Below are 26,115 nucleotides of genomic sequence, written 5' to 3' on the forward strand. Positions count from 1 at the left end.
AATGGCTGGTGCTAAAAAATGCCAGCCGTTTATTTAGTTCAAAATATTTTCAATGAAATACCTATTTGTAACTGCAGTCTTTTTGTGCGTTTTGGATATTGCCATTGCTCAGGATACATCTCTTAAAGAGATGAAAGTAATTGCAGAAAACGCTGTAAAAAATGATACTATAAAAAAAGCAGATAAAAACGGGTGGATTAAAGGCTTAGCATGCAGTATCAGTCTTACCCAGGTAAGCAACAGCAATTGGATTTCAGCAGGAGGCGATCGATTTTCTCTTTCATCAGCAGCAACTGTTAATGCTTTTGCTTCCAAAAAATGGGGCAGAAAAAGCTGGGATAACACGCTGGATTTTAACTATGGCCTGATAAAAACTACTTCTCTTGGTTCGCGAAAATTCAATGACCGCATTGACCTGGTTTCAAAATATGGGTATGCGCCTGCAAACTGGAAGAAAGTAAATATTTCAATTTTGGGCCAGTTAAGGACGCAATTAACCAGCGGATATGAATACAATTATTTTGAAACTGCAAACAAAAGAAGGAATTCAGGCTTTTTTGCCCCTGCTTATATTGTGATAGCACCTGGCATCAACTGGACTCCACTTTCCTGGTTTTCTTTATTTGGTTCTCCTCTCGCAACAAGATGGACAATTGTTACCAACGGTCCTTACAGTTATCTTTCCCAGGGCGGTATATTTAACAGTCACATGGAAACTCCACTGGCCACACTCTATGGTGTAAATCCTTTGAAACAGCATAGGGGAGAGTTTGGTACTTTTGTTACAGCAGTGATCAGGAAAGATATTGTGAAAAATGTTGCCTATTCCGGCAAGCTGGATTTATACAGTAATTACCTTAGAAATCCGCAAAATGTTGATCTATTTTGGACAAATCAATTTAAGCTAAAGGTAAATCGATTTATCCAGGTAAGTTATTCTTTAGATCTTTTATATGATGATGATGTAAAAAAATCTTCAGTGCCGTCGCAGACAATAGGTTTGCAGATGTTATCCACCTTGGGTATGGGTTTTGCGCTTAATTTATAAATCTCTCTTAACTTATTTATACATTTGCCCTCCGGTTTAGCCGGAGGATTTTTTGTAACCTAACTTTTTACTTTGGCCAATAATACATACCAGATAAAACTGGACCAGTTTGAGGGACCGTTTGATTTGCTTCTCTTCTTTATTGAAAGAGATGAACTGGATATTTACAATATTCCGATTACAAAAATAACCAATGATTTCCTGGATTTTATCCATCAAACAGAAAAGCTGAACATTGAACTGAGTAGTGAATTTATTTTATTTATCAGCACCCTGATGCGAATAAAGGCAAAAATGCTTATTCCAAGAAAGGAAATTGATGAACAGGGCAATGAAATTGACCCCCGGCAGGAACTGATCAATAAAATACTGGAATATAAAAGATTTAAAGAAGCATCGGCAAAAATGGCGGAGTTGGAGGAAACACGCATGCTGATGCTGAAGCGTGGCAACCTGCAAAGAGAATTATCGCAAATAGGGGAAGAAGCTGGTGAAGGTACAGAGATACAGGCTGTTACTTTATTTAAACTGATGAAAGCCTTCGAAAAAGTGGTGCAGCGACTACACGAAAAAAATAACAGGCCGGTGCACACAGTTGTGCAATACAATTATACAATGGAAGAAAGTCGTGATTATATGTTAACTACCTGCCGTGCTGCTAAAAATGCTTCATTCGAAAAAATATTTGAAGTATGCCAGGATCGTATACATGCACTGTTCCTTTTTTTAAGTTTACTGGAGTTGTCACAACAGAAATATTTAATTATTGTAACCGGGGAAGGACGAAATAATTTCCTGGTAGAGTACAATGAAAACCGGGAGGAAGATAACAGCATTCCCTTAGATTATAACGAAATGACCAGTTTTAACTAATTAAGCCCCCTCTTAAAGGGGGTATTTTTTTGCTGTTTTGTCAGGTAATTTAAAGCGGTACCAAATTTGAAGTTTAAACATTGAATTTTGAAAAAAAATAATAGTTTATGACAACAGTATTGTATAAAGCAGCCGACAGGGGCACAGGAGATTATGGTTGGTTAAAGCCTAATTATTATTTTAGTTTCGGCCAGTATCACAATCCAAAAAACTTACACTTTGGGGTATTAAGAGTTTTGAATGACGATTATATTGCAGGGGGTGGGGCCTTTCCAACCCATCCACATGACAATATGGAAATTGTTACCATACCTTTTACAGGTGCACTGAAACACAAAGACAGCACAGGCGGGGCTGGTATTATTAAGGCTGGGGATGTACAGATTATGAGTGCCGGTACAGGTGTACAACATTCGGAAGCAAATGCGTCAGCAACGGATCCGGTTACGCTATTTCAGGTATGGGTTTTTCCAAAGGTGAATGACATACAGCCACGATATGATCAGCGGACTTTTGATTTAAATGAACGAATCAATAAATGGCAATATATTGTTAGTGCTGATGAAAAAGATAGTGCGCTCTGGATTAACCAGGATGCCCGCTTTGCATTAACCTCGATAAAGGCGGGAAGCACACTTACATACAGCAATAAATTTTCCGGCAATGGCGTTTTCCTGGTAAATATTAGCGGTACTGTAACCGTAGGGGAAACTACATTAGGCAGAAGGGATGCACTTGGTATTGACGGAACAGAGAGCTTTTCCGTTACGGCAAATGAAGATGCGGAATTATTGGCAATCGAAATCCCAATGAATTAAAGATACCTGAATAAAAAAAGGAGAATTGTCTTCACAACTCTCCTTTTTGATATCAATTAAATTATTTTACAGAACCCATTTTTGCTTCTATACTTAATGTAGCGTGAGGTACCGCTCGTAAGCGGGCCTTATCAATTAATTTGCCCGTTACACGACAAATTCCATAGGTCTTGTTCTCAATTCGCATAATGGCCTTTTCCAGATGATCAATAAAAGTGATCTGGCGGCTTGCCATCTGGCTCAGTTGTTCTCTTTCCATACTCAGACTTCCATCTTCCATTGTCATGTAGCGGTTATCACCTTCATCTCCGCCCATTTCATCTTTCCTGGTAATTAAACCATGCAGGTAAGCCAATTCTTTTTTTGCCGCTTCCAGTTTACGCTGAATCAATTCTTTAAATTCAAGTAATTCAGGATCGCTGTAACGTTGTGAAGGCGCACCCGGATCTCTTTCAGTTTTATCCAATACAGATTTTGTAAAATCCGGCTGGTATTTTCGAACTGTTTTGGTAGCAATTTTAGGAATTACTACAGGCTTGGGGGCAGGCACTTTAATATCTTTTGCTTTAACATCTGCAGCTGGCTTTGAAGTTGCAGCGGCTTTTTCGCCAGTTGGTTTGGCTACTGGTTTTGTAATTTCTTCTTTTTTTGCCATAGGTTTTAATGCTGGTTTAACAGCTTTTGCAGCAGCTTTTTTAACGGCAGCTGGTTTTTTAATAACTTGTTTCACAACCGGTTTTGCTGATTTAGCAGGTATCTTAACTTGCTTTGCAGCTGGCTTAATTTGTTTTTTAGCCTGAACCACTTTTGGCGGAGGCACATTTTTTTTAACGGACGCAGCTTTTTTAGGCGCAGCCTTAACTATGGTGTTTTTAGGTTTAGACGCAGCTTTAACTACTTTTTTAGCGACAACTTTAACGGGCGCTTTTTTTGACGCCACTTTTTTAACAGGTATGGCTTTTTTAACAGGTACAGCTTTTTTTACTGGTTTGGCTGTTTTATTACCAGAAGTTCGGGCAGATTTTACAACAGGCTTTGCTGCTGCTTTCTTTTTTGTTCCCATACTACTCTACTTGTTTAACTACGTTTACTATTAAGATGGCGTCATTCACTTCAATTTCAGTGCCGTTGTTTACAACCGGGGAAAAAGCAAGCGAATCTGCCAAAATTTCGGCGCAAATATAATCTTTATATTGATTTAACGAAGATTGTAATATTTCATTTTGCAATACTGTCACATTTATCCTGTCAGTCAACTCAAAATTGCTTTCTTTCCTGATATTCTGAATCTTGTTTACAAATTCTCTTGCGTTGCCTTCCTTTTTTAACTCATCGGTAATAGTAACGTCTAAAGCTACGGTTAAACTTCCTTTATTCGCCACTTCATAGCCGGGAATTTCGTCTGTAGATATTTCTAAATCATCTGATGTTATATAAACGGGCTCCTGATTATCTGAAAGATATGCAGGATTCAATAAATATGGTCCTTCCTGAACTTTATTTATTTCCGAGTTATTGAATGATGCAATAAGTCCGGCAGCCCACTTCATCCTGGTTCCCAGTTTTTTGCCGAGCGTTTTAAAGTTGGCCTTTGCTTTTTTCTTAATAAAGTCATTTTCAGCACCTAAAATATCTATCTCTTTAATATTGGTTTCGGCTTTTATGATTTCTTCCGCCATTTTTATTCTTGCAGCCATTTCGGAGTCAATAGCAGGTATAAAAGCTTTTTGCAGCGGTTGCCGTACTTTAATATTTACCTTTTTGCGCAGAGACAAAATGAGCGAGCAGGCATCCTGGGCCAACTGCATTCTTTTTTCAAGATCAATATCTATCATATCTTCGTTCACAAGCGGAAAATCAGTATGATGAACTGATTCTTCGTCAAATCGCTGGCCAACAGAATTCAAATTATTATATAACCAATCTGCAAAAAAAGGAGCTATGGGAGCCATTAATTTGCATACCGTTTCCAAACATTCATATAAGGTTTGGTAGGCACATATTTTATCGTGGGCATAATCTCCTTTCCAGAACCGCCTGCGGCAAAGCCTTACGTACCAGTTACTTAAAAGCGTATCAACAAATTCTTCAATTGCCCGACCCGCCTGAGTTGGCTCATAATCCTCCAGACTGAGTTGTACAGTTTTTATTAAAGAATTAAGGCAAGATAATATCCATTGATCAATTTCCGGCCTGTCTTTTAGGGAGATATCTGCCTCTTTAAAGGCAAACCCATCCACATTCGCATACAATGCAAAAAACTGGTAAGTATTATACAACGTGCCAAAAAATTTCCGTTGTACTTCTTTAATCCCTTCTACGTCAAATTTAAGACTGTCCCACGGAGAAGCATTGGTAATAAGATACCAACGTGTAGCATCAGCCCCAAAACTGTTAATGGTGTCAAAGGGATCAACAACATTGCCAAGCCGTTTGCTCATTTTGTTGCCATTTTTATCCAAAACCAAACCATTACTCACTACCGTTTTATACGCAACGCTATCAAACAGCAAGGCGCCCAGCGCATGTAAAGTATAAAACCAGCCCCTGGTTTGGTCAACACCTTCACATATAAAATCTGCCGGAAAGGCGCCGCTTATCGGGTTGGTTTTTGAGGCTGCGTGATATTGCCAAAAATTTGCTGTGCTTAGCGGACCAAATTCGTTTGAACTGGTATCAGGTAAACCCCACTGGGCGTATGGCATAGCACCACTATCGAACCAAACATCCACCAGGTCGGCCACCCTTTTCATTGGCTTGCCACTATCGCTTACCAATATTATGTCATCTACATAAGGTTTATGTAAATCGAGTAAGTTTTCATGCAGGTAATGCTTATTTGTTTCGCCGCCTAATACTTCACCAGCCTTTTTTATTTCACTATTCAGTTCTGCAATGGAGCCAATACATTTTTCTTCATCCCCCTCAGCTGTACGCCAAACCGGCAAAGGTGTTCCCCAGTACCGGCTCCGACTTAGGTTCCAGTCAACCATGTTTTCCAGCCAGTTGCCAAAGCGACCCGTACCTGTTACTGATGGTTTCCAGTTGATGGTTTTGTTCAACTCAACCATCCTGTCTTTTACAGCAGTAGTTTTAATAAACCAGGCATCCAGCGGGTAATAGATAATTGGTTTGTCGGTGCGCCAGCAATGCGGATAGTTATGCTCAAATTTTTCAACTTTAAAAGCCCGGTTTTCTTTTTTTAGTTTTACGCTGATATCAACATTAACATCAACATAATCCTTTTCATCCTTGTAATTTTTTACATAGCGACCGCTGAATTCGCCTACACCGTCAATAAATTTACCCTGCTTATCTACAAGGGTTAAAATACCAAGATTATTTTTTTTACCTACTTTATAATCATCTGCACCAAATGCTGGGGCAGTGTGGACAATGCCTGTTCCATCTTCGGTTGTAACAAAATCGCCCAAAATAATTTTAAAGGGAATTGCCGCCGTTGTGCCTTCCTGTATTTTTTCAATTGTATTTGCCTCAGATGGCAGCAATTGTTCATAATCTGCCCCTTCAAGTTGCTTGCCTTTAAACGAAGTCAAAATCTTCCAGGGCAGTATTTTATCGCCTTCTTTATAAGCATCGAAATCAGCATTTTCCGCTTCTGCCTTAAAATATTTGCCAACCAATGCTTTAGCCAAAATTACATTTACAGGCAGATGGGTGTAAGGGTTAAAAGTCTTCACCAAAACATATTCAATATCCGGCCCAACGGTTAAACCTAAATTTGAAGGAAGCGTCCACGGAGTTGTCGTCCATGCTATAAAGAAAACGTCGCCATCCACTTCCTCAATCTGTAATTTTTTATTTTTAACTGCCTTAAACATAGCAACCACACTCGTATCCTTCACATCCTTGTAAGTACCCGGCTGATTTAATTCATGGCTGGACAGACCCGTGCCAGCGGCGGGAGAATATGGCTGAATGCTCACACTTTCATACAAATAGCCTTTTTTATACAATTCTTTTAAACACCACCACAGTGTTTCCACATAGTTATTTTCAAATGTTACATATGGATTATTTAAATCTACCCAGTAACCCATTTTTTTGGTAATATCGTCCCACTTGTCTTTAAATTTCAGTACTTCACGGCGGCAGGTGGCATTGTATTCCTCAACACTTATTTTTTTGCCAATATCTTCTTTTGTTATGCCCAATAATTTTTCAACGCCCAATTCAACCGGCAAGCCATGGGTATCCCAGCCTCCCTTGCGCTTTACCTGAAAACCCTGCATAGTCTTATAGCGGCAAACAAGGTCCTTCAATGTTCTGGATATAACGTGGTGAATACCTGGTAAACCATTGGCACTTGGAGGTCCTTCGTAAAATACAAAAGGCGGATGCCCTTCTCTTAGGGCAACACTTTTTTCAAAAGCATTCTTTTCGTTCCATTGCGCCAGTACCTCCTCGCCTATCCGGGGCAAATTCAAATGCTGATACTCTTTATACCTGGTTGCCATAATATTCCTGCTATGTAAACATTAAAATGTGTGCAAAGGTAGTAAAATAGGCTTGTTAGAAGCAACTGAATAAATGTCAATTGTTGAATATTGTAGCTTCGTTTCTAAGTTTTGCACATTATTTTCATTTGGCATAGTATTGGCTCTTTTTTAAATGTAGCTTTTAGCTGAAGATATTAAAAAAATTGCCATCGAGGGCTAAATTTTTGCTGGTTTAGGGTTTTATTAGGGTAAAGACGGGAGTAATCCTACTCCCGTTATTTTTTCATTTGATTCGTTAATTGTTCTCGCTTTATATCCAATAGTTTAATTCCATTTTATTTACGTTATTGTTAATCAATATCGATTTGAAACCAACGTAGCTCAAATTTGATTATTGAAAAGTCTAGATGATTTGAGTACAATGTAAAAGGCGTTCTAACATTATTAGAACGCCTTATTTTTTTCGCAAATTTTAATTAGAACGAGAACAAATCAATGAAGAAGCAATTCGCAGGGCTTGATTCCGGTATGTTTTTTAAAAGCTGTACTGAAGTGCGAAATGGAAGAATAGCCCAGCAGCATGGAAACTTCTGTTACACTCAGGCCTTTCTCGTAAAGTAAATATTTTGCATGCTCCATTCGCTGACTTTGATAAAAGTCAAAGATGGTAGTTCCAAACATTTCTTTAAATCCTTTTTTAAGGTAACACTCGTTAATAGCCACTTTCCGGCTTAATTCCTTAATAGTTAAAGGTTCGCCAATATGCTGCAGTAACACCTCTCTTGCTTTGGTTATTTTTTCCCTGTCTGCTTCGTTTGCTAAAAATTTACAGGTAAATACTTCTTCTTTTTCATCTAACATACAGTCCAAACTGTATAAAAGCAAAATCTGCGTTTGGGCATTAATGAAAATATTTTCCAAAGTATCTGTATAATTGTGATTCAGTAAACCTTCAATTGCCATACGGGTTTTGCCGCATAAAGGCAATAATTTACTAAAAGATGCAGTATGAGTAAATGAAAGCACTTCGTCCGAAATGGTTCTTTGCTTTTTACCCCCGACAAACTGGGTTAAATAGGACGGCTTAAAGCTGAAGCTTAGTACATCAATGCTATTTACTTTTTCTACACAAGTTTTGGAAGCATTCATTTTACAGAAATCACATTCTGCCTGTTTTTCACGGCAATACACATTGCCTGTAACACAAAATTTTAATTCAAGGTAATTTGCCTGCGGGCTATTTTTTTCATAATTGTACACAAGCATACCGGTATCTTCCATGTTCCAGTGAGCGTCTCTGCGGTACCGTTTTATAGAATAATGAACGGAACCAGGCACAGACCGGTTGATATCCTGCAACATTGCCAGTTCATTCAACATAAATGGCTGATTGTGCGCTATACTCAATATGTCAGGCTGTTGATTCATTGATAAATTTCGATGCAAATATACATCATATAGCTGAATCTGCCGGGGCTTAGCGAACGATATATTGTAAATATTGTGTCATTAAATAGCAGGATATTGACAAAACGTATTGGCGCCCAAATCAGGGGTAAAGGAATCTATTTTGTGTGGAAATCTTTGTATAAATGGCTGGTGTAAAAGACCTGTTTCAGTGACCTGAGAGCCTGATTTTCCTTATATTTGCAGGAATGTGGATTTTGACCACTAAAATTAGAATTTGCACTCAATTATGACTACAGAAACAGAAGAAGTACTGCCAGTGAAATCACCATCTGTTAACGGCGGATATGAGGCAGACAGTATACAAGTATTAGAAGGTCTTGAAGCTGTCCGCAAAAGACCTGCCATGTATATTGGCGATATCGGTGTAAAAGGTTTGCATCACCTGGTATATGAAGTAGTTGATAACTCCATTGACGAAGCGCTGGCTGGCTATTGCAAAAATATTACCGTTAATATTAACGAAGATAATTCTATTACGGTAGAGGATGATGGCCGGGGTATACCTACAGGGATGCACACCAAAGAAAACAAAAGTGCGCTGGAAGTAGTGATGACAGTTTTGCACGCGGGGGGTAAATTTGACAAGGGTTCTTACAAGGTTTCAGGCGGGTTACATGGTGTAGGTGTTAGTTGTGTGAATGCTTTAAGTATTAAACTGCATGTGACCGTAAAACGGGAAGGTAAAAAGTTTGAACAGGAATACTCCAAGGGCGTACCTCAATATCCCGTTAGGGAAATTGGTACAGCTACTACGACTGGTACCCGGGTGCATTTTTGGCCCGACATGAGCATTTTTACAGAAAGCGTATACAAACGGGAAATACTGGAAGGCCGTTTAAGAGAGCTGGCGTTTTTAAACAGAAAGATCAACATTACGCTGAACGACTTCAGGGAAAAAGAAGATGATGGTAGCACCTATACAAAAACTTTCTACAGCGAGGGCGGTATAGTAGAATTTGTGGAAATGCTGGATAAAAATGCCAACAGAAACGCTTTATTACCGACTGTTATTTATTGTGACGGGCATGATGTCAACAGTAATGTGATGGTAGAGGTAGCTATGATGTACAATACAGGCTACCAGGAGCATCTTTTTAGCTATGTAAACAATATCAATACTATTGAGGGAGGTACCCATGTTGCCGGGTTTCGCCGGTCAATTACTAGGGTGTTTAAAAGTTATGGCGAAAAGGAGGGCATGTTTGAAAAGGCCAAAGTAGAAATTGAGGGTGATGATTTCCGCGAGGGGTTGAGCGCTATTATTTCTGTAAAGGTACCGGAGCCACAATTTGAAGGTCAGACTAAAACCAAGCTGGGCAACAGCGAAGTAATGGGTGTGGTTGACAGTACTTTAAGCCGCGTACTAATCGCCTATCTGGAAGAAAATCCGAAGGATGCCAAAACTATTATACAAAAAGTAATACTGGCTGCCCAGGCAAGAGCCGCTGCAAAAAAGGCCCGTGAAATGGTACAGCGTAAAAGTGTGCTTACCGGTGGAGGCTTGCCAGGTAAACTGGCTGACTGTAGTGATAAAGATCCCCACCGCTGCGAACTATACCTGGTGGAAGGAGATTCCGCCGGTGGAACTGCCAAGCAGGGACGGGACAGGAGTTACCAGGCTATTTTGCCACTGCGTGGAAAGATATTGAATGTAGAAAAGGCGATGGAACACAAGATTTATGACAATGAGGAAATTAGAAATATGTTTACTGCATTGGGTGTTAAGATCGGTACGCCTGAAGACCCCAAAGCATTAGATACGTCCAAACTCCGGTATCATAAATTAATCATCATGACGGATGCCGACGTGGATGGCAGTCACATCGCCACCCTGATACTGACGTTCATTTTCCGTTATATGAAAGCACTGGTTGAGCAGGGCTATGTATTTATCGCCCAGCCACCGTTATACCTTGTCAAAAAGGGAAAAGAGCAGGATTATGCATGGACGGATGAAGAAAGAAAAGCATTGATTACCCTGTTTGGACAGGGTAAAGATGAGAGTGTTACCACCCAGCGTTACAAGGGTTTGGGAGAGATGAACGCTGAACAACTGTGGGAAACAACCATGAACCCGGTTACCAGGACTTTAAAGCAGGTAACCATAGAAAGTGCTGCAGAAGCTGATCGGGTGTTTAGCATGCTGATGGGAGACGAAGTGCCTCCACGGAGGGAATTCATTGAAAGCCACGCCAAGTATGCAAAAATTGATGTGTAAGCCAACAGTGGTAATAAGCAGCAAATTTTGGTAAACCCAATAATTTATGTAGCTTGTATCCTGAAGTTTACAACTTCCCCATATTTACTAACCATAAATTCTACAAAATGTCAAAAATGTTAACAGCCTATTGCATGAAAACGAAAGAAAAAAACGTTCCATTGCAGGATGCAGTAATAACCAAAACAGCCCGTGGCGGCTACATGGCACAAGGTCATGACGGCAAGGGAAACAAAATGACTACCATGTTAAGCGAAGCAACAGCGTTGGAAGCTGTAAAAAATGGCGTAGCTAAAAAAAGCTGGTAATTCAGTTGGTACCAAAGAATTAAAAGGCTGTCTGTGTAGATGGCCTTTTTTGTGACCATAGCTATTTGGTAAATTGATAAGCTAACATTGCTTTGCATCATCATGCCATTAAAGGAGCCTTGAGAATGTTTTGATGCATTCTATGAAGAAACCGGAATAACTCATTCATCGTTGTAACCTCATCAACCACCAAAATTCCATTTTTACCAACCTGTTTCAGTTTGGCTTTATTAGTACCTTTTTGTAAAAATTGCAATAATCCAAGAAATGTTTCACTTTGAAAATAGGGCGAATCAGGATTGCTTACAAAGAAGCATTTTAGTGTTTCATTTTTTAATAACATCTTCTCAAAACCAAGCGCTACAGCCAGTTTACGGCATCTTACCGTTGTAAATAAATCTTCTACCGGAGCTGGTATTGGCCCAAAACGGTCTAACATTTCCTGGTGAAATTGCTGCAAATCTTCTTCTGTTTCACAATTGTCCAGGCGGCTGTACAAACTCAGTCTTTCAGTTATACTTTCCACGTAACTGTCAGGAATTAGAATTTCCAGATCCGTATCAATGGTACAGTCTGTTACAAAGTCATCCTGTTGCTGAATTTCTTCTTTATACAATTCTTTAAATGAAGTTCTTTTCAATTCACGGATTGCTTCATCTAAAATTTTCTGGTACATTTCAAAACCAATTTCAGCAATGAAACCACTTTGTTCACCACCGAGCATATTGCCGGCACCACGTATATCCAGGTCTCTCATGGCAATTTGAAATCCACTGCCCAGGTCACTGTATTGTTCTAAAGTACTTAACCGTTTACGACTGTCTTCCGGTAAAGTGCTCATGGGCGGAGCTACCAAATAACAGAACGCTTTTTTATTGCTACGGCCAACCCTTCCCCGTAACTGGTGTAAATCGCTTAATCCAAACTGGTGAGCATTGTTTACAATGATGGTATTTACGTTCGGAATATCTACACCACTTTCTACAATGTTAGTACATACCAATACGTCATATTTTTTATCCATAAAATCCAGAATGGTATCTTCCAGATCATCGCCATCCATCTGGCCATGTGCAAAAGCAATACTGACATCCGGACAAAGACCTTGTATCAAACTCTTCATCTCGGCTAATCCCTTTACCCTGTTGTGTATGAAGAAAACCTGACCACCTCTTTCGGTTTCATAATAGATAATATCTCTGATGGCATCTTCATTAAATACCATTACTTCCGTTTGGATAGGTTGCCTGTTGGGCGGTGGGGTATTTATGATGCTAAGGTCTCTTGCACCCATCAAACTAAATTGCAATGTCCTGGGGATAGGTGTAGCCGTTAATGTAAGGGAATCAACTGTTGTGCGTAATTGTTTTAATTTTTCTTTTGCAGCAACACCAAATTTTTGTTCTTCATCAATAATCATTACACCCAGGTCTTTAAACTTCACTTCTTTACCTAATAAAGAATGGGTGCCAATAATGATATCTACTTTTCCTTCCGCCACTCTTTGTAATGTTTCCTTTTTTTCTTTGGCTGATTTAAAACGGTTAATGTAATCAACCGTTACCGGAAAATCTTTCAATCGTTCACCAAAAGTTTTAAAATGCTGATAGGCCAATATCGTGGTAGGAACCAGTACTGCAGCCTGTTTTCCATCGCAGCACGCTTTAAAAGCTGCACGGATAGCAATTTCCGTTTTGCCAAAACCAACATCTCCGCACACGAGCCGGTCCATGGGAGAAGGCTTTTCCATATCCCTTTTTACATCTTCTGTTGCCTTACCCTGGTCGGGCGTATCTTCATAAATAAAACTTGCTTCCAGTTCAGTTTGCATATAATTATCCGGGCTAAATGCAAAGCCTTCCTGGCTTTTTCTCTCCGCATACAGTTTAATTAAATCTGTCGCAATATCTTTTACCTGCTTCTTGGTTTTTTCTTTTAATTTATTCCATACATCGCTACCCAGTTTGTTCATTTTGGGTATGCTGCCTTCCTTGCCACTGTACTTACCTATCTTATGTAAACTGCTGATATTTACATACAGTAAATCGCCATCTTTATATTGAATACGTACAGCTTCCTGCATTTTGCCATTGGCTTCAATCTTTTGTAAGCCACTGTACACGCCCACTCCGTGGTCAATATGGGTAACGTAATCGCCGGGCTGCAGCTCCCGCAACATTTTTAAAGTCAGCGCTTTGTTTTTGCTGAACGCCTGTTTTACCTTGTATTTATGGTAGCGCTGAAATATCTGGTGATCAGTGTAGCAAACCACCTTAAGATCATCATCAATAAAACCGTGATGAATAGATGTGGGAACAGGAACTACATTAATTTCGGCCTTTAAATCAGTAAAAATTACGTGCAGCCTTTCAAGCTGTTTTGGGTTATCGGCAAATAAATAAATGTTGTATTTCTTTGCTTCATATGCTTTCAGATCTTTTATTAAAAGATCAAACTGCCGGTTAAATGAAGGCTGCTCTTTAATGTGAAATACGATCGGTTGGTTAGAGTTTGATTTTGTAAAATAAGATTTGCCGCCCATTTCAATGATATTCCTTTCCTTGATTTCCTCTTCAAGTACAGCCGCTTTTACAAAATCATTTACGTTAACATCCAGCCGCTCATTTATCTCGCTGTCATCATCAGCCAATTGTTTTTTATCTGCAGAAACATCTTTGGCAATAGATAAAAACAATTCCAGGTCTTCTTCCTGCTGTTGAATTTTTTCTTTTATAAGTTGCCAGTCTTCCGTCCATATTACAGTGTTCTCCGGTAAAAATTCCAGCAGTGAAACACGGTCTCCTGTTTCAAATTGTGTTTCAACATTGGGTATAATATTTACCTGCAACAATTTACGTTCGCTCAATTGCGATTCCGGATCGAATAAACGTATGCTGTCCACTTCATTACCAAATAACTCAACACGGTAGGGCTTTTCATTACCGAAAGAATAAATATCAAGTATGCCACCACGTACTGCAAACTGGCCCGGCTCATACACAAAATCAGTACGCTCAAAACCATACTCCACAAACCGGAACAATATGTCATTAACATCAATCATTTCGCCCTGCTTGATGGAAATGATATTGGCGGACAGTGTTTTTTGCAACACTACTTTCTCAAATAAAGCTTCCGGATGTGTAATGATTATTTTTTTATGAATGCCTGAACTTGCTGCCGCTGTAGCTATTTTTGTAAGCGCTTCGGTGCGCAGCATTACGTGGCTGCTGTTGAGCAGCCTGTAATTTTTTTTATTTTTAAATGAAGATGGGAAATAAAAAATGTCTAAAGCGCTGGTAAGATTTTCTAATGTATTGTGAAAATAAGCAGCTTCCTCCGCATCTCTTAAAAGCACAAGATGATTTAACTGAGCTGCTGCAGGGTGGTTGAAAACAGCGGCAATCACAAATTCATTAGCACTGCCATGTAAGCCCGAAAGATGTGTGTGCGTTGGTTTGGACAATGAGATTCCATCCACTATTTTAAAACAGCGGCCATCATTTGCATATTCTTTCAACAACACTTCCAGGTTCATCCGGCTGCAAAGATATGGTTTGAAAAAATTATACGCCAAAAATTAGGTTGCTGCAATACATCTTTAGCAAAACCGTTAACAAAATACATTACCAGCTCAACATATATTTATATTAAGATGTTGATCGTAATAAACGCAACGTTGCTTACATCATAAAAACAATTGCAAAAAAAGCCAGCTTGTTAATTAAAATTGCAGACCAGCCGAGGTAAAAAAATAGAAATGTTCCTGATGAAAAAATGTTGCCTTGTACTATTTTGTTTGTTAAGTTCCTTTTTTTCATTGTCGCTGTATGCGCAGCAGGAAAAGGTCGTTCGCTTTGCCAATGGTAATTTTGTTACCGGCAGTAACATAAAAAAACAACAGTTTAAAAAGGAAAACATCCGCAACGCCCTTGTTGGCGACAATTATTTTGTACTTGTTCAGTTTGATAATTTGCCTGCCCGGGAGGTGAGGGAAGACCTGGTAAAAGCAGGTATTCAATTGCAGGAATACTTACCTGGCAATGCTTACCTGGCGATAATGAAAAATAAGTTTGATGTTGGCAAGGCATCTCAATGGGGCATAGTATCCATCAATGCAGTACCGGCTGTTTTTAAAATAAGCCGCCAATTGTATAATTACATCCCATCTGGTAATAAGAAAGCGAATCCGCTTTTTGCAGTAACCTATTTTCCGGGTGTAGATAGGGCAACAATAACAGTTGAATTGCTAAAAGCGGGAGCTTTACTGGTTCCTTCAAAAATTATTTCTGTAAATACTATTTTTATACAAGCCAATAAGCAACTGATTAATGCAATTGCGGCAATGCCTTTTGTAAGCAGTATTACTTTACAGACAATAAGTGATAAGCCGCTCAATTCCAATAGCCGGGCTGTGCACGGAGTAGAGAGCCTGAACGAATTAAATGGAAAAAATCTGAATGGAAGAGGTGTTACAATAGGTATTGGAGATAATGCAGATATTGCTACTCATGTTGATTTTTCAGGAAGACTGATTTCCCGAACGCCATGGATACCTGGGGATCATGGAACGCATGTAAGCGGTACAGCAGCCGGAGCTGGTTTAATGAACGCCAGGTACAGGGGTATGGCATCTAAAGCCACTATCATCGATCAATTTTTTAGTGATATTATTACAAGTGCGCCTGTATATGTTGCAGATAACAATATGGTACTAACCAATAATTCCTATCATTCCGTGGAGGATAATTGCCCGGGAGAGGGAAGCTATGATGTGTTAAGTAATTATATTGATGAGCAAATGGGACGCTACAAGGATCTGCTGCATATAACGGCAGCCGGCAATGACGGCGCTTTGAGCTGTGGTGCTTTTCCTGCATCTTTTGGCACTGTTAAGTCGGGCTGGCAGTCTGCCAAAAATGTATTGACAGTAGGTGCGATGAATGCAAGAGATTATAGTGTTGCAAGTTTCAGCAGCCGGGGTCCGGTAAATGATGGCCGCATCAAACCCGAAATTACTGCCAACGGATGGGCGGTAGTTTCCACTAAACCTGGTAACAATTATGGCGCAGATTACGGCACCAGTATGTCGGCTCCGTCTGTAACCGGTGCCATTGCGTTATTGGTTGAAAGATATCGTCAGCTGCATGGCGGCGGCAACCCTTCTGCTGCTTTAATGAAAACACTGGTGTGTAATACAGCAGAAGATTTAGGTAATCCGGGGCCAGACTATTCATTTGGTTTTGGGATGCTGGAGGCTGCAAAGGCCGTAGATGCATTGGAACAAAATCGTTATAGCATCAATAAAATCACCAATGGAGGAAGTGTCAGTCAAGTCATTTCAGTGCCCGCCAATACGCGTAGGCTAAAAGTGATGTTATATTGGGCAGATACAGCAGCTGCCGTAAATGCGGCGACCTCACTTGTAAACGATTTAGATATTACAGTTGGTACGCCCGCAGCGTTATTGCATTATCCATTAATTTTAAACCCCGCTCCGGCAACAGTAAACAATCCAGCTACTGAAGGTGCCGATCATGTAAATAACATTGAGCAGGTAGTAATTGAAAATCCTGTTGCGGGCAACTACACCATCAATGTTAACGGTTATGCCGTTCCATTCGGCCCCCAGGAATATGTTGTTAGTTATGAATTAATGCCCGACGAAGTAAAGGTGCAATACCCTGCCGGTGGCGAAAAGCTCATCCCCGGTGATATTGATAACATACGCTGGCTGGCGTACGGTAACGAAAGCAATACATTCACACTAGAATATTCTGATAACAATGGCGCCAGCTGGACGCTGATTAATAATAATGTTGCAGCCAACAGCAGACTGTATGCATGGACTGTTCCAACCGCCGTTACAAACAATGGCCTTGTAAGGGTGACCAGAAATGGGACTGCACTCAGCGGACAAAGCAGTTTTGGTTTTGGTATTTTGGGACAGACCGTTACTAATGTAACCAATGTTTGTGAAGGTGCTGCGCTGTTAAACTGGACAGCTATTGCCGGGGCAACAACCTACGATATATTTCAGTTAAGCGGTGATAGTATGAAGGTGATCGGTAACACTGCCACTACTTCTTTTCTGTTAAAAGGTCTGGATAAAAATAGTGCGGCATGGCTGGGCGTTGCCGCAAAAAATGGCAGCTTTTCCGGCAGGCGTTCCGTATCAGTTAAAGTGGTGCCTGACGCTGGCGCATGTACGCTAAGTACTTTTAATAACGACGTTAAGGTAGATAGCATTTTAACGCCTAATACAGCCAGGCAATTTTTTGCCAACTCCGGCAATGCAACAGCGCCGGTTACAATACTGATTAAAAACTTAGGAGCAGTTCCGGTAACCGGACCTTTTAATGTTTCGTTTAATTATGGCGGAACCATTGTTACAGAAAGTGCCAATACAACAATTGCTGCAGGAGGTTCTTACACCTATGCATTTACCGGTTCTTATCCTGTTATTCCTACTGGCTACCGGTATGATTTTAAGGCCTGGATTACACTCCCTGCAGATAGCAATCACCTGAATGATACTGCATATAAAACAGTAAAATCAATCAACAACGATCCAATTGCTGCCATGCCGGTTAAAGAAGGATTTGAAACGATGGCCAATGCTGATTTTATAAAAACAGAACAAGGTATAGGAAATAATAAATACATTGATTTTAGTGCGGCAAGTTCCAATGGAAGAGCCAGGACCTTTGTTAACACAGGCTTTGCCCGCTCAGGTGTTCGCAGTTTAACATTGGATCAATCCCCCTACACTGAAATCAATAATGTTGATTCGCTCACTTTAAATTATAACCTCATTAACTATAAAACTGATCAGCTCCGCTTTGATTTTTATTATTTCAACCATGGCCAGGCAGGCAGTGCCAACAATAAAATATGGATAAGGGGCAGTGAAAATGATGTGTGGCTACCTGCCTACGATTTGGTCCTTAACCAGGCCGATTTGGGTAAATGGGCACACGGCCAGGTTAATATCAATGAAGTCCTTAATACAGCAGTACCTGCACAAAATATCGCTGAAACCTTCCAGATAAAAATAGGGGAGGAAGGAAATACATCTTCCAATGACCCAACACCCGTAATCGATATAGATGATGGATATACTTTTGATGATCTTACACTGAACCAGGTTTTTAATGATCTTGAATTAAAGAAAATCAATTCACCTGGCAAAGCTGGATGTGGTCTTTCTGCTGCCAGTGCAGTAAATGTTACAATAAAAAACTTTAACAATACCAGCCTGGATAATGTAAGTGTCAGCTACCAGGTAAACGGTGGAGCAGTGATAACCGAAATTATTCCCTTGATTGCAGCAAACCAAAGCCTGGATTATACATTTACAAAAACTGCAGACTTGTCTGCATACATAGATTACAATATCAACGCCTGGATACATTATGCGGGAGACAGTTACCCTGCCAATGATAGTATATTAAATTATAGTTTTCACAATTCACCTGTTGTCAGCAATTACCCTTATTTGCAAAGTTTTGAAAACAGTGATGGCAATTTTTTTACAAAGGGAACCAATACAAGCTGGCAATGGGGTACACCCGCAAAAACGCTGATCAACAAAGCACCCAACGGTACCAAAGCATGGGTTACCAATTTAACGGGTAATTACAATAACAACGAAACCTCTTTCTTGTATTCTCCCTGCTTTGATTTAAGCGCTTTAAAGCAACCTGTATTATCGTTCAGTCATATTTTTCAGGTAGAACAGGATTATGATTATACCTGGGTAGAGTATTCAACGGATGGTATTGTGTGGCAAAAATTAGGGGATACTTTAAGTGGCACCAACTGGTATGACAATATACTTAATAACTGGAGCTTAACCAGGGCTAGATGGCATGTTGCCAGTGTAGCTCTTCCTGTAACGGGAACGAATATACGCTTCAGGTTTGTGCTGAGCAGCGATGGCGGAGTTACTATGGAAGGTGCAGGTATTGATGATATCAGTATACATGAAAAAAGCCTTGTTGCTGCAGCTGTACCCATCACAACTATCAGCGTGCCTGCTATTGCGGGAAATAGCTGGATCCCGTTTAGCGGCGGCAATCAATCAACCGGGTCTTTACATATCATGGCGGAAATAAATCCCAACGGGCAGAACCTGGGCAATGTTGACATCACTGTTTATCCCAACAATACAGGCCATATAAGGAATACAGGCGATCAGTATTACCTGGATAGAAATTATGTTATTCATCCATCCAACCCACCAACAGGTAACGTTGGGGTACGACTGTATTTTACGGATGCAGAAGCAGATTCATTGATAGATGCTGCCGGTTGTGCGGTTTGCACCAAACCCGGGGATGCGTATGAATTGGGCGTAACAAAATACAGTGGATTGCTGGCAGAAGAAAATGGCTCACTGCTGGATGATAACAACGGTTTTACACAGTACATCACGCCGGCAAACACAATGATAATACCCCACGGAAATGGCTACTATGCAGAGTTTGCCGTAAATAGTTTTAGCGAAATTTGGTTCAATAACGGCAATGGCAGTAATACACAACCATTGCTTGTAAACTTGGTTTATTTCGATGCAGAGAAACAAGCGGGTAATGCCTTATTAAGCTGGAAAGCTGAACATGAAGTAAATGTTGCTGATTACGCATTAGAAAGAAGTGCCGACAGTAGAAATTTTACCAGTATTGGTTCCAGGCTTGTTAATGGAAATAACACTGGCAATTATAATTTTACCGATTCAACTCCTTTGCATGGAATCAATTACTACCGGCTCAAAATATTGCAACGTGATGGAACTTATTTGTATTCTGCAATCAGAAAAATTGATTTCAGTAATAATGCAGATGATGTGCTGGTTTATCCCAATCCCGTTACAGGGCAAACAGTATTTATCTCTGCAAGTGCCAATTGCAGCGGCGCTGCATTGTACGATGGTGTCGGTAAATTAGTAAAAAGTTTTGCTTTGCAGGGAAGCTTCAATACAATTAGTTTGAAAGGAATTGCAAAAGGGATTTACATGTTGAAAGTGGTGTCGGTAAACGGCTTAAGTATTCAAAAAATGCTGGTACAGTAAATCGTAGCACTGTCGGAATGAGTGTAAATTTTTAAGAGATTCCATTTTTTAAATTGGGAAATAATCACTTTTTGTATCCTGGTCTACCACTATTCTTTGTACCTTTCTGCAAACAATTGCACAATGTCTTTAGAACCATGGCGCACCGGCAAGGTGATACAAATTCAACAACAAACCAACGATACAAGAAGTTTTTTTATACAGGTACCTGAACTGACAACACTCAATTTTAAACCGGGCCAGTTTGTTACACTTGATTTACCCATACATGAAAAACCAAACAAGCGCTGGCGAAGTTATTCCATCGCTTCCAGTCCAGATGGGTCAAATGTTTTTGAGCTGATTATTGTGCTTGATAAAAATGGCACAGGCACTCCCTATCTTTTTAATGAAGTAACCGTAGGTTCGGAATTAAAATTTCGCGGCCCGCAGGGCGTATTTACCCTGAAAGAACCCATTGATAAAGATCTTGTTTTTATTTGTACCGGAACGGGCATTGCACCCTTCAGGAGTATGTTGCAGTATATAAAGCGCAATGCAGTAGAACATAAAAACATCTGCCTCATATTTGGCTGCAGAACAAAAGCCAGCCTGTTGTATTATGATGAGATGAAACAACTGGAACAGGAATTAAAAGGGTTTACCTACTTACCCACGTTGTCAAGAGAGGAATGGGATGGACAAATGGGGTACGTGCATCCAGTGTATGAGTCGCTGTGTGCAGACCGAAGGCCTGCCGAATTTTATTTATGCGGCTGGAAAGGTATGATTGATGATGCAAGAAAAAGAATTGCAGATATGGGTTACGACAAAAAAGAAATTCATTACGAAATTTATGGATAGTATTTTACCCATAACTTTATTGTGAAAACCGTTGCCTTTGAGCATGACACATATCATTTGTGCCTATGATTGCCGCGGTACCTGTATTGGTATTTTTTCCTACCTTGTAGTTCTAAAATGTTGGTAAAATAATTGTTTTTATGGGAGCATCTTCGATGATTGTTTTGATTCTTGCAGCGTTAACATTTTCCTCTATTGCCATTTTAATTGCTAAAATTGTAACAAAGGCTACCACTAATAAACAAAAGGGCCAGCCATACGAATGCGGTATTCCAACACAGGGAAAAACATGGACCCAATTGAATGTAGGCTACTATTTATTTGCCCTGATCTTTTTGATATTTGATGTAGAACTGGTATTCTTGTTTCCATGGGCAGTAGTAGCAAAAAAGGTAGGCTGGATGGCACTTGTAGAAATCATTGTCTTCTTTTTTATATTGTTTATGGGTTTTTTATATGCCCATAAAAAAGGTGCGCTGAAATGGATGTAGGGCAACCCCCGCAGACTCTCCCAAGGTGGAGGAATGAAATGCACAGTATAATAATTTGAACCGCATTTCAAATTTAGATAACGAAAAATGAACACTTGGTAAATGAGTGAAACTTCAAATAATTCAGGATCTTCTTCAAATTCCGCCCTGGGAGTTGGGGGTGGCACTTTTCCAGGTCAAATACACGAAACGCCTGGAGGCGGTATTGTGTTGAGTAAGCTGGATGATGTGATTAACTGGGCCAGGTCTAACTCTTTGTGGCCGCTTACTTTTGCCACCAGTTGCTGCGGTATAGAGATGATGTCCGTTGCAGCAGCAAAATATGATTTTTCAAGATTTGGTTTCGAAGTGGCCAGGGCCTCGCCAAGACAAGCCGATGTAATTATTATCGCCGGTACCATTGTAAATAAAATGGCGCCTGTTTTAAAAAGACTATACGATCAGATGGGGGATCCTAAATATGTAATTGCGATGGGCGCTTGTGCAATCAGCGGAGGGCCTTTCTTTTACAATACGTATTCAGTAGTAAAGGGTGCAGACCATATTATCCCGGTGGATGTATATGTTGCCGGTTGCCCGCCGAGGCCGGAAGCATTGTTGCATGCACTGATTAGCTTACAGGAAAAAATAAAAAGTGGTTTAACACGAGAACAAATAAAAGCAGGCTGATGAATTAATTGAACCTGCTTTGAATTATATGACACGTCCATTGTCCGAAAGATAATTATGACCAACGAAGCATTAAAAGAGAAAATTTTACAACTGTCGCCGGCAGTTAGTTTTGAGGAAGGAGGCCAATGGCTTACCATCATCGTGACGCCCGCTGCCTGGCACTCACTTGCCGCACAATTAAGAAATGACAAAGCCTTGTTTTTTAATTTTCTTTTCTGCCTCACCTGTATTGACTGGAAGACACATCTTACCATGGTGTACCATCTCGAATCTGTACAATTTCGCCACAACATTGTAATAAAATCAAAACTGGATGCTGCTGATCCGTCAATAGCAACTGTGAGTGATATATGGCAAACAGCTAATTTTCATGAACGGGAAGTGTATGAAATGTTCGGTGTAAATTTCATCAATCATCCTGATTTAAGGTTGTTGATTTTACCGGATGGATGGGAGAACAAAAGGCCATTGTTAAAGAATTTTGAAGACCCGGTCAATATGATAAAATTGTAACCCCCATGCGCTTAACAGGGAGGAAGGCAGAAGTTTTAAAATATCAGGATATTAAAAACTATTTTTTAATAATAAAAACAATAGTTCCCCTTTAGGGGATAGGGGTATGGTTGAAGAAATAGGCAGAACAGCAGACGGTAATATCATCATCAACGTGGGACCACAACACCCCGCTACACATGGCGTGCTGCACCTGGTTATTACCATCAATGGTGAAACCATTATAAAGGTGGAACCACACCTTGGCTATATCCATCGGTCTATCGAGAAAATGTGCGAAAGCCTTACTTACCGGCAATTCATATACGTTACCAGCCGCATGGATTATTTATCTTCTCACATCAACAACCACGCTTGCGCACTTTGTGTAGAAAATGGGTTACAGGTAGAAGTGCCCGCACGTGCGCAGGTAATACGCGTGCTGATGGATGAACTTACAAGAATTGCATCCCACGAATTGTGGTGGGGTGCCATGGCGATGGATCTTGGAGCATTTACACCGTTCTTTCATGCTTTTCGCGAAAGAGAAACCATCAATGATATTATGGAAGAAACCTGTGGTGCAAGGCTTACAATGAATTACATGGTGCCTGGTGGTGTGATGCAGGATATTCATCCCAATTTTCAACAAAGAGTAAAAGATTTTATTAAATTATATAAATCAAAAATCAGCGAATACGATGAGTTGGTAACCGGTAATATTATTTTTCAAAACAGGATGAAAGGTGTAGGCTACCTGTCGCCGGAAGATGCTGTTTCATTTGGTGTAAGCGGACCTCCGGCAAGAGGCAGCGGTGTTAGTTGCGATACCAGGAAAACATACCCATACGAAATATACAACCAGTTGCAGTTTGAAGAAATATTGGAAACGGAGGGTGACTCATTCGCAAGGTATATGGTGAGGATAAGAGAAATGAATCAGTCAATAAAAATTATTGAGCAATTAATTGATAACATACCCGAGGGTGATTTTCAGGCCAAAACAAAAGCTGTATTGAAGTTACCGAAAGGAGAATTTTTGCAAAAAGTAGAAACAGCCAGAGGACAGTTTGGTGTGTACATCGTGAGTGAAGGTGGCACAACGCCTTACCGTATTAAATTTCGCTCGCCGGGATTTTCCAATCTCTCTGCGCTGGATCACATGGCCAGGGGTAGTAAGTTAGGAGATTTGGTAGCCATGATGGGAACGCTGGATTTAGTGATACCAGACATTGACAGATAGAAGCGACCGCCTCTGACTCCCCCATGGGGCAGAACAAAATGCGGAGAATGGCGACTATAGTGTTGCTGAATAGAATCCAATGTTGAATAGAATAATAAAAGAATCTCTAAGTATGAATAAAATATCAAATCAAAATTCGCTTCTTAAATCTCCCCTTAGGGGTTGGGGAAGCTTTGGGAGGTGTTTATGCTGAGCTTTTCAAAAATATCGCAATTGATTGATAGCTGGTTAAGGGCGACCTTTAATGCTACCTGGACCATGGTAATTGAGATGGTAATTGCCGGTGTGTGTGTCATCGGCCTGTTTGCCGCATTGGGACTGGTTTTGGTACTGATGGAAAGAAGGGTAGCTGCATGGATACAGATTCGCCTTGGACCCAACAGGGTTGGCCCAGGGGGTATGTTACAATCACTGGCAGACACGTTGAAGCTGCTGGTTAAAGAAGGAATGACGCCAGATGGTGCAGATAAATTTTTGTTTAACCTGGCGCCTTTTATCGCAATGATGGTGGCAATGCTTTTGATGGCGCCAATCGCTTTTGCAAAAGACTTTCAACTATGGGATCTTAACATTGGTGTATTATATATTTCTGCGGTTTCGTCCTTAATGGTCATCAGCATTTTAATGGCAGGCTGGGCTAGCAACAATAAATATTCGTTGATGGGCGCTATGCGCAGCGGTGCACAGATTGTAAGTTATGAACTATCAGCAGGGCTCTCCATTCTTACAGTAGTGATATTATCGGGTAGTTTGAATCTGAACGAAATTATTTTATCGCAGTCAGATGGCTGGTGGATTTTTAAAGGACATATCCCGGTGATTATATCCTTCGTGATTTTTATCATTGCCGTAACGGCAGAAACAAACAGGGCACCCTTTGATCTTGCAGAAGCCGAGTCTGAATTGACTGCTGGTTTCCATACAGAATATTCAGGGATGAAATTCGCTTTGTTTTTCTTAGCAGAATATATCAATGTATTTATTGTTTGTGCTATTGGCGCAACGCTATTCCTTGGCGGATGGATGCCGTTTCATATCGGGCACTGGGAAGGATTTAATCATGTGATGGATTTTATTCCATCCAGTTTATGGTTCTTCGGAAAAACATTTTTCCTGATATTTTTAATTATGTGGTTCAGGTGGACTTTTCCAAGATTGCGGATTGACCAGTTGCTGAATCTTGAGTGGAAATATTTATTGCCGATCAGTATGTTTAATATTTTACTGGTAACGGTAATGGCTATTTTGGGGTGGTATTTTTAACAGCCCGGCCCTTCTAACTCTCCGCAGCGGCGGGAAGAAGGGAAATGCAGTGGTTTTAAAAGTGGAAGGGCTGAATGTCCTTGCTAATTTTAAAAAAAAAAGACATGTTGAATAATGGATAAGAATTTAAATAGTAAAAATAGTTCTTCATCGCCTTCTTCTGGCGGAGGGCTTGTTCAATATATCAAAGATGTTTTCAATGGCGTAAAGTCGTTACTGGTAGGGCTTAGGCGAACCATGTATTATTTTACGCATCATAAAGAAATCATCACAGAGCAATATCCCGATAACAGGGCTACGCTTGTTTTTCCTGAAAGGTTCAAGGGGGAAGTAGTGATGACGCATGATGAAAATAATGAGCACGCCTGTACTGGTTGCACCGCTTGTGAACTGGCTTGCCCGAACGCTACTATTAAAATCATTACCAAATTTGATGTAAGTCCTGAGGGCAAAAAGAAAAAGGCCATTGACAAATTTGTATATCATCTTGAGCTATGTACAATGTGTAATTTATGTATTGTAGCCTGCCCAACAGATGCAATAAAAATGGCGCAAACATTTGAACACAGTGTATATAACCGGGCAGACCTGACAAAGATCTTAAATAAGCCGGGATCAAAAATAAGGGAAGGTGTTGAGTGATAGCGCTTACTGGCTACCTCCGGAAATTATAAAAATCCAACGTTCCTGGAATTTGCGCAGGGTTAGTCGTAGCGGAATAACAGGAGTTTTGAATAATAATGTGGGAAAGGATCAGAAATGGTATGTTGTACAAGTGAGTGACACAACAATGCAAAATTGAAAAGCAATGCCGGCAAAAAAATGGCATCCATAATATTACCA

General features: G+C 40.2%; 17 protein-coding genes. 13 read left to right on the plus strand and 4 right to left on the minus strand.

The window, feature by feature from the left end; translation table 11 throughout:
• Positions 1 to 52 precede the first annotated feature (52 nt).
• The 3 genes from QWZ08_RS23075 (at position 53) to QWZ08_RS23085 (ending at position 2,739) form a co-directional block, all read left to right on the plus strand.
• Positions 53 to 1,048: a DUF3078 domain-containing protein gene (locus QWZ08_RS23075; protein ID WP_290339955.1), complete on the plus strand. Its 996-nt coding sequence runs from the start codon at positions 53 to 55 to the stop codon at positions 1,046 to 1,048.
• 72 nt (positions 1,049 to 1,120) lie between these two features.
• Positions 1,121 to 1,921, plus strand: a complete 801-nt coding sequence (locus tag QWZ08_RS23080) for a segregation and condensation protein A (RefSeq protein WP_290339956.1) — start codon at positions 1,121 to 1,123, stop codon at positions 1,919 to 1,921.
• 107 nt (positions 1,922 to 2,028) lie between these two features.
• Positions 2,029 to 2,739, plus strand: a complete 711-nt coding sequence (locus QWZ08_RS23085) for a pirin family protein (RefSeq protein WP_290339957.1) — start codon at positions 2,029 to 2,031, stop codon at positions 2,737 to 2,739.
• 61 nt (positions 2,740 to 2,800) lie between these two features.
• Here the strand turns inward: QWZ08_RS23085 and QWZ08_RS23090 are convergent, their stop codons facing one another.
• From QWZ08_RS23090 to QWZ08_RS23100, 3 genes are all read right to left on the minus strand, one after another.
• Positions 2,801 to 3,802, minus strand: a complete 1,002-nt coding sequence (locus QWZ08_RS23090; protein WP_290339959.1) for a TraR/DksA family transcriptional regulator — start codon at positions 3,800 to 3,802, stop codon at positions 2,801 to 2,803.
• Between the two features lies 1 nt (position 3,803).
• A complete protein-coding gene (ileS, locus tag QWZ08_RS23095) occupies positions 3,804 to 7,217 on the minus strand; it encodes an isoleucine--tRNA ligase (RefSeq protein WP_290339960.1) in 3,414 nt (1,137 codons plus the stop codon).
• A gap of 474 nt (positions 7,218 to 7,691) precedes the next feature.
• Entirely contained in the window at positions 7,692 to 8,627 is a 936-nt protein-coding gene (locus tag QWZ08_RS23100) for a helix-turn-helix domain-containing protein (RefSeq protein ID WP_290339961.1), read from the minus strand.
• Between the two features lie 268 nt (positions 8,628 to 8,895).
• On the opposite strand from QWZ08_RS23100, the gene gyrB reads away from it, so the two are divergent.
• Together gyrB and QWZ08_RS23110 are read left to right on the plus strand one after the other, a co-directional pair.
• Positions 8,896 to 10,887: a DNA topoisomerase (ATP-hydrolyzing) subunit B gene (gene gyrB, locus QWZ08_RS23105; protein ID WP_290339962.1), complete on the plus strand. Its 1,992-nt coding sequence runs from the start codon at positions 8,896 to 8,898 to the stop codon at positions 10,885 to 10,887.
• A 107-nt stretch (positions 10,888 to 10,994) separates the two neighbouring features.
• Positions 10,995 to 11,195 carry a hypothetical protein gene (locus QWZ08_RS23110; protein ID WP_290339963.1) on the plus strand — a complete coding sequence of 67 codons (201 nt, stop codon included), beginning with the start codon at positions 10,995 to 10,997 and terminating at the stop codon, positions 11,193 to 11,195.
• 100 nt (positions 11,196 to 11,295) lie between these two features.
• On the opposite strand, the gene mfd is transcribed toward QWZ08_RS23110, so the two are convergent.
• Positions 11,296 to 14,772 (minus strand): transcription-repair coupling factor, encoded by a 3,477-nt coding sequence (mfd, locus tag QWZ08_RS23115; RefSeq protein WP_290339964.1) that lies wholly within the window; start codon positions 14,770 to 14,772, stop codon positions 11,296 to 11,298.
• 192 nt (positions 14,773 to 14,964) lie between these two features.
• On the opposite strand from mfd, the gene QWZ08_RS23120 reads away from it, so the two are divergent.
• From QWZ08_RS23120 to QWZ08_RS23155, 8 genes are all read left to right on the plus strand, one after another.
• Positions 14,965 to 20,268: a S8 family serine peptidase gene (locus tag QWZ08_RS23120; RefSeq protein ID WP_290339965.1), complete on the plus strand. Its 5,304-nt coding sequence runs from the start codon at positions 14,965 to 14,967 to the stop codon at positions 20,266 to 20,268.
• Positions 20,269 to 20,391: 123 nt separating this feature from the next.
• Positions 20,392 to 21,111 (plus strand): ferredoxin--NADP reductase, encoded by a 720-nt coding sequence (locus QWZ08_RS23125; protein ID WP_290339966.1) that lies wholly within the window; start codon positions 20,392 to 20,394, stop codon positions 21,109 to 21,111.
• A gap of 140 nt (positions 21,112 to 21,251) precedes the next feature.
• A complete protein-coding gene (locus QWZ08_RS23130) occupies positions 21,252 to 21,602 on the plus strand; it encodes an NADH-quinone oxidoreductase subunit A (RefSeq protein ID WP_290339968.1) in 351 nt (116 codons plus the stop codon).
• Between the two features lie 102 nt (positions 21,603 to 21,704).
• Positions 21,705 to 22,271: an NADH-quinone oxidoreductase subunit B gene (locus tag QWZ08_RS23135; protein WP_353960501.1), complete on the plus strand. Its 567-nt coding sequence runs from the start codon at positions 21,705 to 21,707 to the stop codon at positions 22,269 to 22,271.
• A 57-nt stretch (positions 22,272 to 22,328) separates the two neighbouring features.
• On the plus strand, positions 22,329 to 22,787 hold the full coding sequence (locus QWZ08_RS23140; protein ID WP_290339969.1) for an NADH-quinone oxidoreductase subunit C: 459 nt from the start codon (positions 22,329 to 22,331) through the stop codon (positions 22,785 to 22,787).
• Between the two features lie 106 nt (positions 22,788 to 22,893).
• Positions 22,894 to 24,009 carry an NADH-quinone oxidoreductase subunit D gene (locus tag QWZ08_RS23145; RefSeq protein WP_290339970.1) on the plus strand — a complete coding sequence of 372 codons (1,116 nt, stop codon included), beginning with the start codon at positions 22,894 to 22,896 and terminating at the stop codon, positions 24,007 to 24,009.
• A gap of 213 nt (positions 24,010 to 24,222) precedes the next feature.
• On the plus strand, positions 24,223 to 25,272 hold the full coding sequence (gene nuoH / locus QWZ08_RS23150; protein WP_290339971.1) for an NADH-quinone oxidoreductase subunit NuoH: 1,050 nt from the start codon (positions 24,223 to 24,225) through the stop codon (positions 25,270 to 25,272).
• A gap of 114 nt (positions 25,273 to 25,386) precedes the next feature.
• Positions 25,387 to 25,914, plus strand: a complete 528-nt coding sequence (locus tag QWZ08_RS23155; protein ID WP_290339973.1) for a 4Fe-4S binding protein — start codon at positions 25,387 to 25,389, stop codon at positions 25,912 to 25,914.
• The last annotated feature ends 201 nt before the right edge of the window (positions 25,915 to 26,115 follow it).

Source organism: Ferruginibacter paludis, from assembly GCF_030409685.1.
Taxonomy (GTDB): Bacteria; Bacteroidota; Bacteroidia; order Chitinophagales; family Chitinophagaceae; genus Ferruginibacter; species Ferruginibacter paludis.

Excerpts from the sequence above, each read along its gene's own strand:
- QWZ08_RS23075 (WP_290339955.1), top strand. The coding sequence starts at position 53 with ATGAAATACCTATTTGTAACTGCAGTCTTTTTGTGCGTTTTGGATATT.
- QWZ08_RS23085 (WP_290339957.1), top strand. The coding sequence starts at position 2,029 with ATGACAACAGTATTGTATAAAGCAGCCGACAGGGGCACAGGAGATTAT.
- QWZ08_RS23090 (WP_290339959.1), bottom strand. The coding sequence starts at position 3,802 with ATGGGAACAAAAAAGAAAGCAGCAGCAAAGCCTGTTGTAAAATCTGCC.
- ileS (WP_290339960.1), bottom strand. The coding sequence starts at position 7,217 with ATGGCAACCAGGTATAAAGAGTATCAGCATTTGAATTTGCCCCGGATA.
- QWZ08_RS23100 (WP_290339961.1), bottom strand. The coding sequence starts at position 8,627 with ATGAATCAACAGCCTGACATATTGAGTATAGCGCACAATCAGCCATTT.
- gyrB (WP_290339962.1), top strand. The coding sequence starts at position 8,896 with ATGACTACAGAAACAGAAGAAGTACTGCCAGTGAAATCACCATCTGTT.
- QWZ08_RS23110 (WP_290339963.1), top strand. The coding sequence starts at position 10,995 with ATGTCAAAAATGTTAACAGCCTATTGCATGAAAACGAAAGAAAAAAAC.
- QWZ08_RS23120 (WP_290339965.1), top strand. The coding sequence starts at position 14,965 with ATGAAAAAATGTTGCCTTGTACTATTTTGTTTGTTAAGTTCCTTTTTT.
- QWZ08_RS23125 (WP_290339966.1), top strand. The coding sequence starts at position 20,392 with ATGTCTTTAGAACCATGGCGCACCGGCAAGGTGATACAAATTCAACAA.
- QWZ08_RS23130 (WP_290339968.1), top strand. The coding sequence starts at position 21,252 with ATGGGAGCATCTTCGATGATTGTTTTGATTCTTGCAGCGTTAACATTT.
- QWZ08_RS23135 (WP_353960501.1), top strand. The coding sequence starts at position 21,705 with ATGAGTGAAACTTCAAATAATTCAGGATCTTCTTCAAATTCCGCCCTG.
- QWZ08_RS23140 (WP_290339969.1), top strand. The coding sequence starts at position 22,329 with ATGACCAACGAAGCATTAAAAGAGAAAATTTTACAACTGTCGCCGGCA.
- QWZ08_RS23145 (WP_290339970.1), top strand. The coding sequence starts at position 22,894 with ATGGTTGAAGAAATAGGCAGAACAGCAGACGGTAATATCATCATCAAC.
- QWZ08_RS23155 (WP_290339973.1), top strand. The coding sequence starts at position 25,387 with ATGGATAAGAATTTAAATAGTAAAAATAGTTCTTCATCGCCTTCTTCT.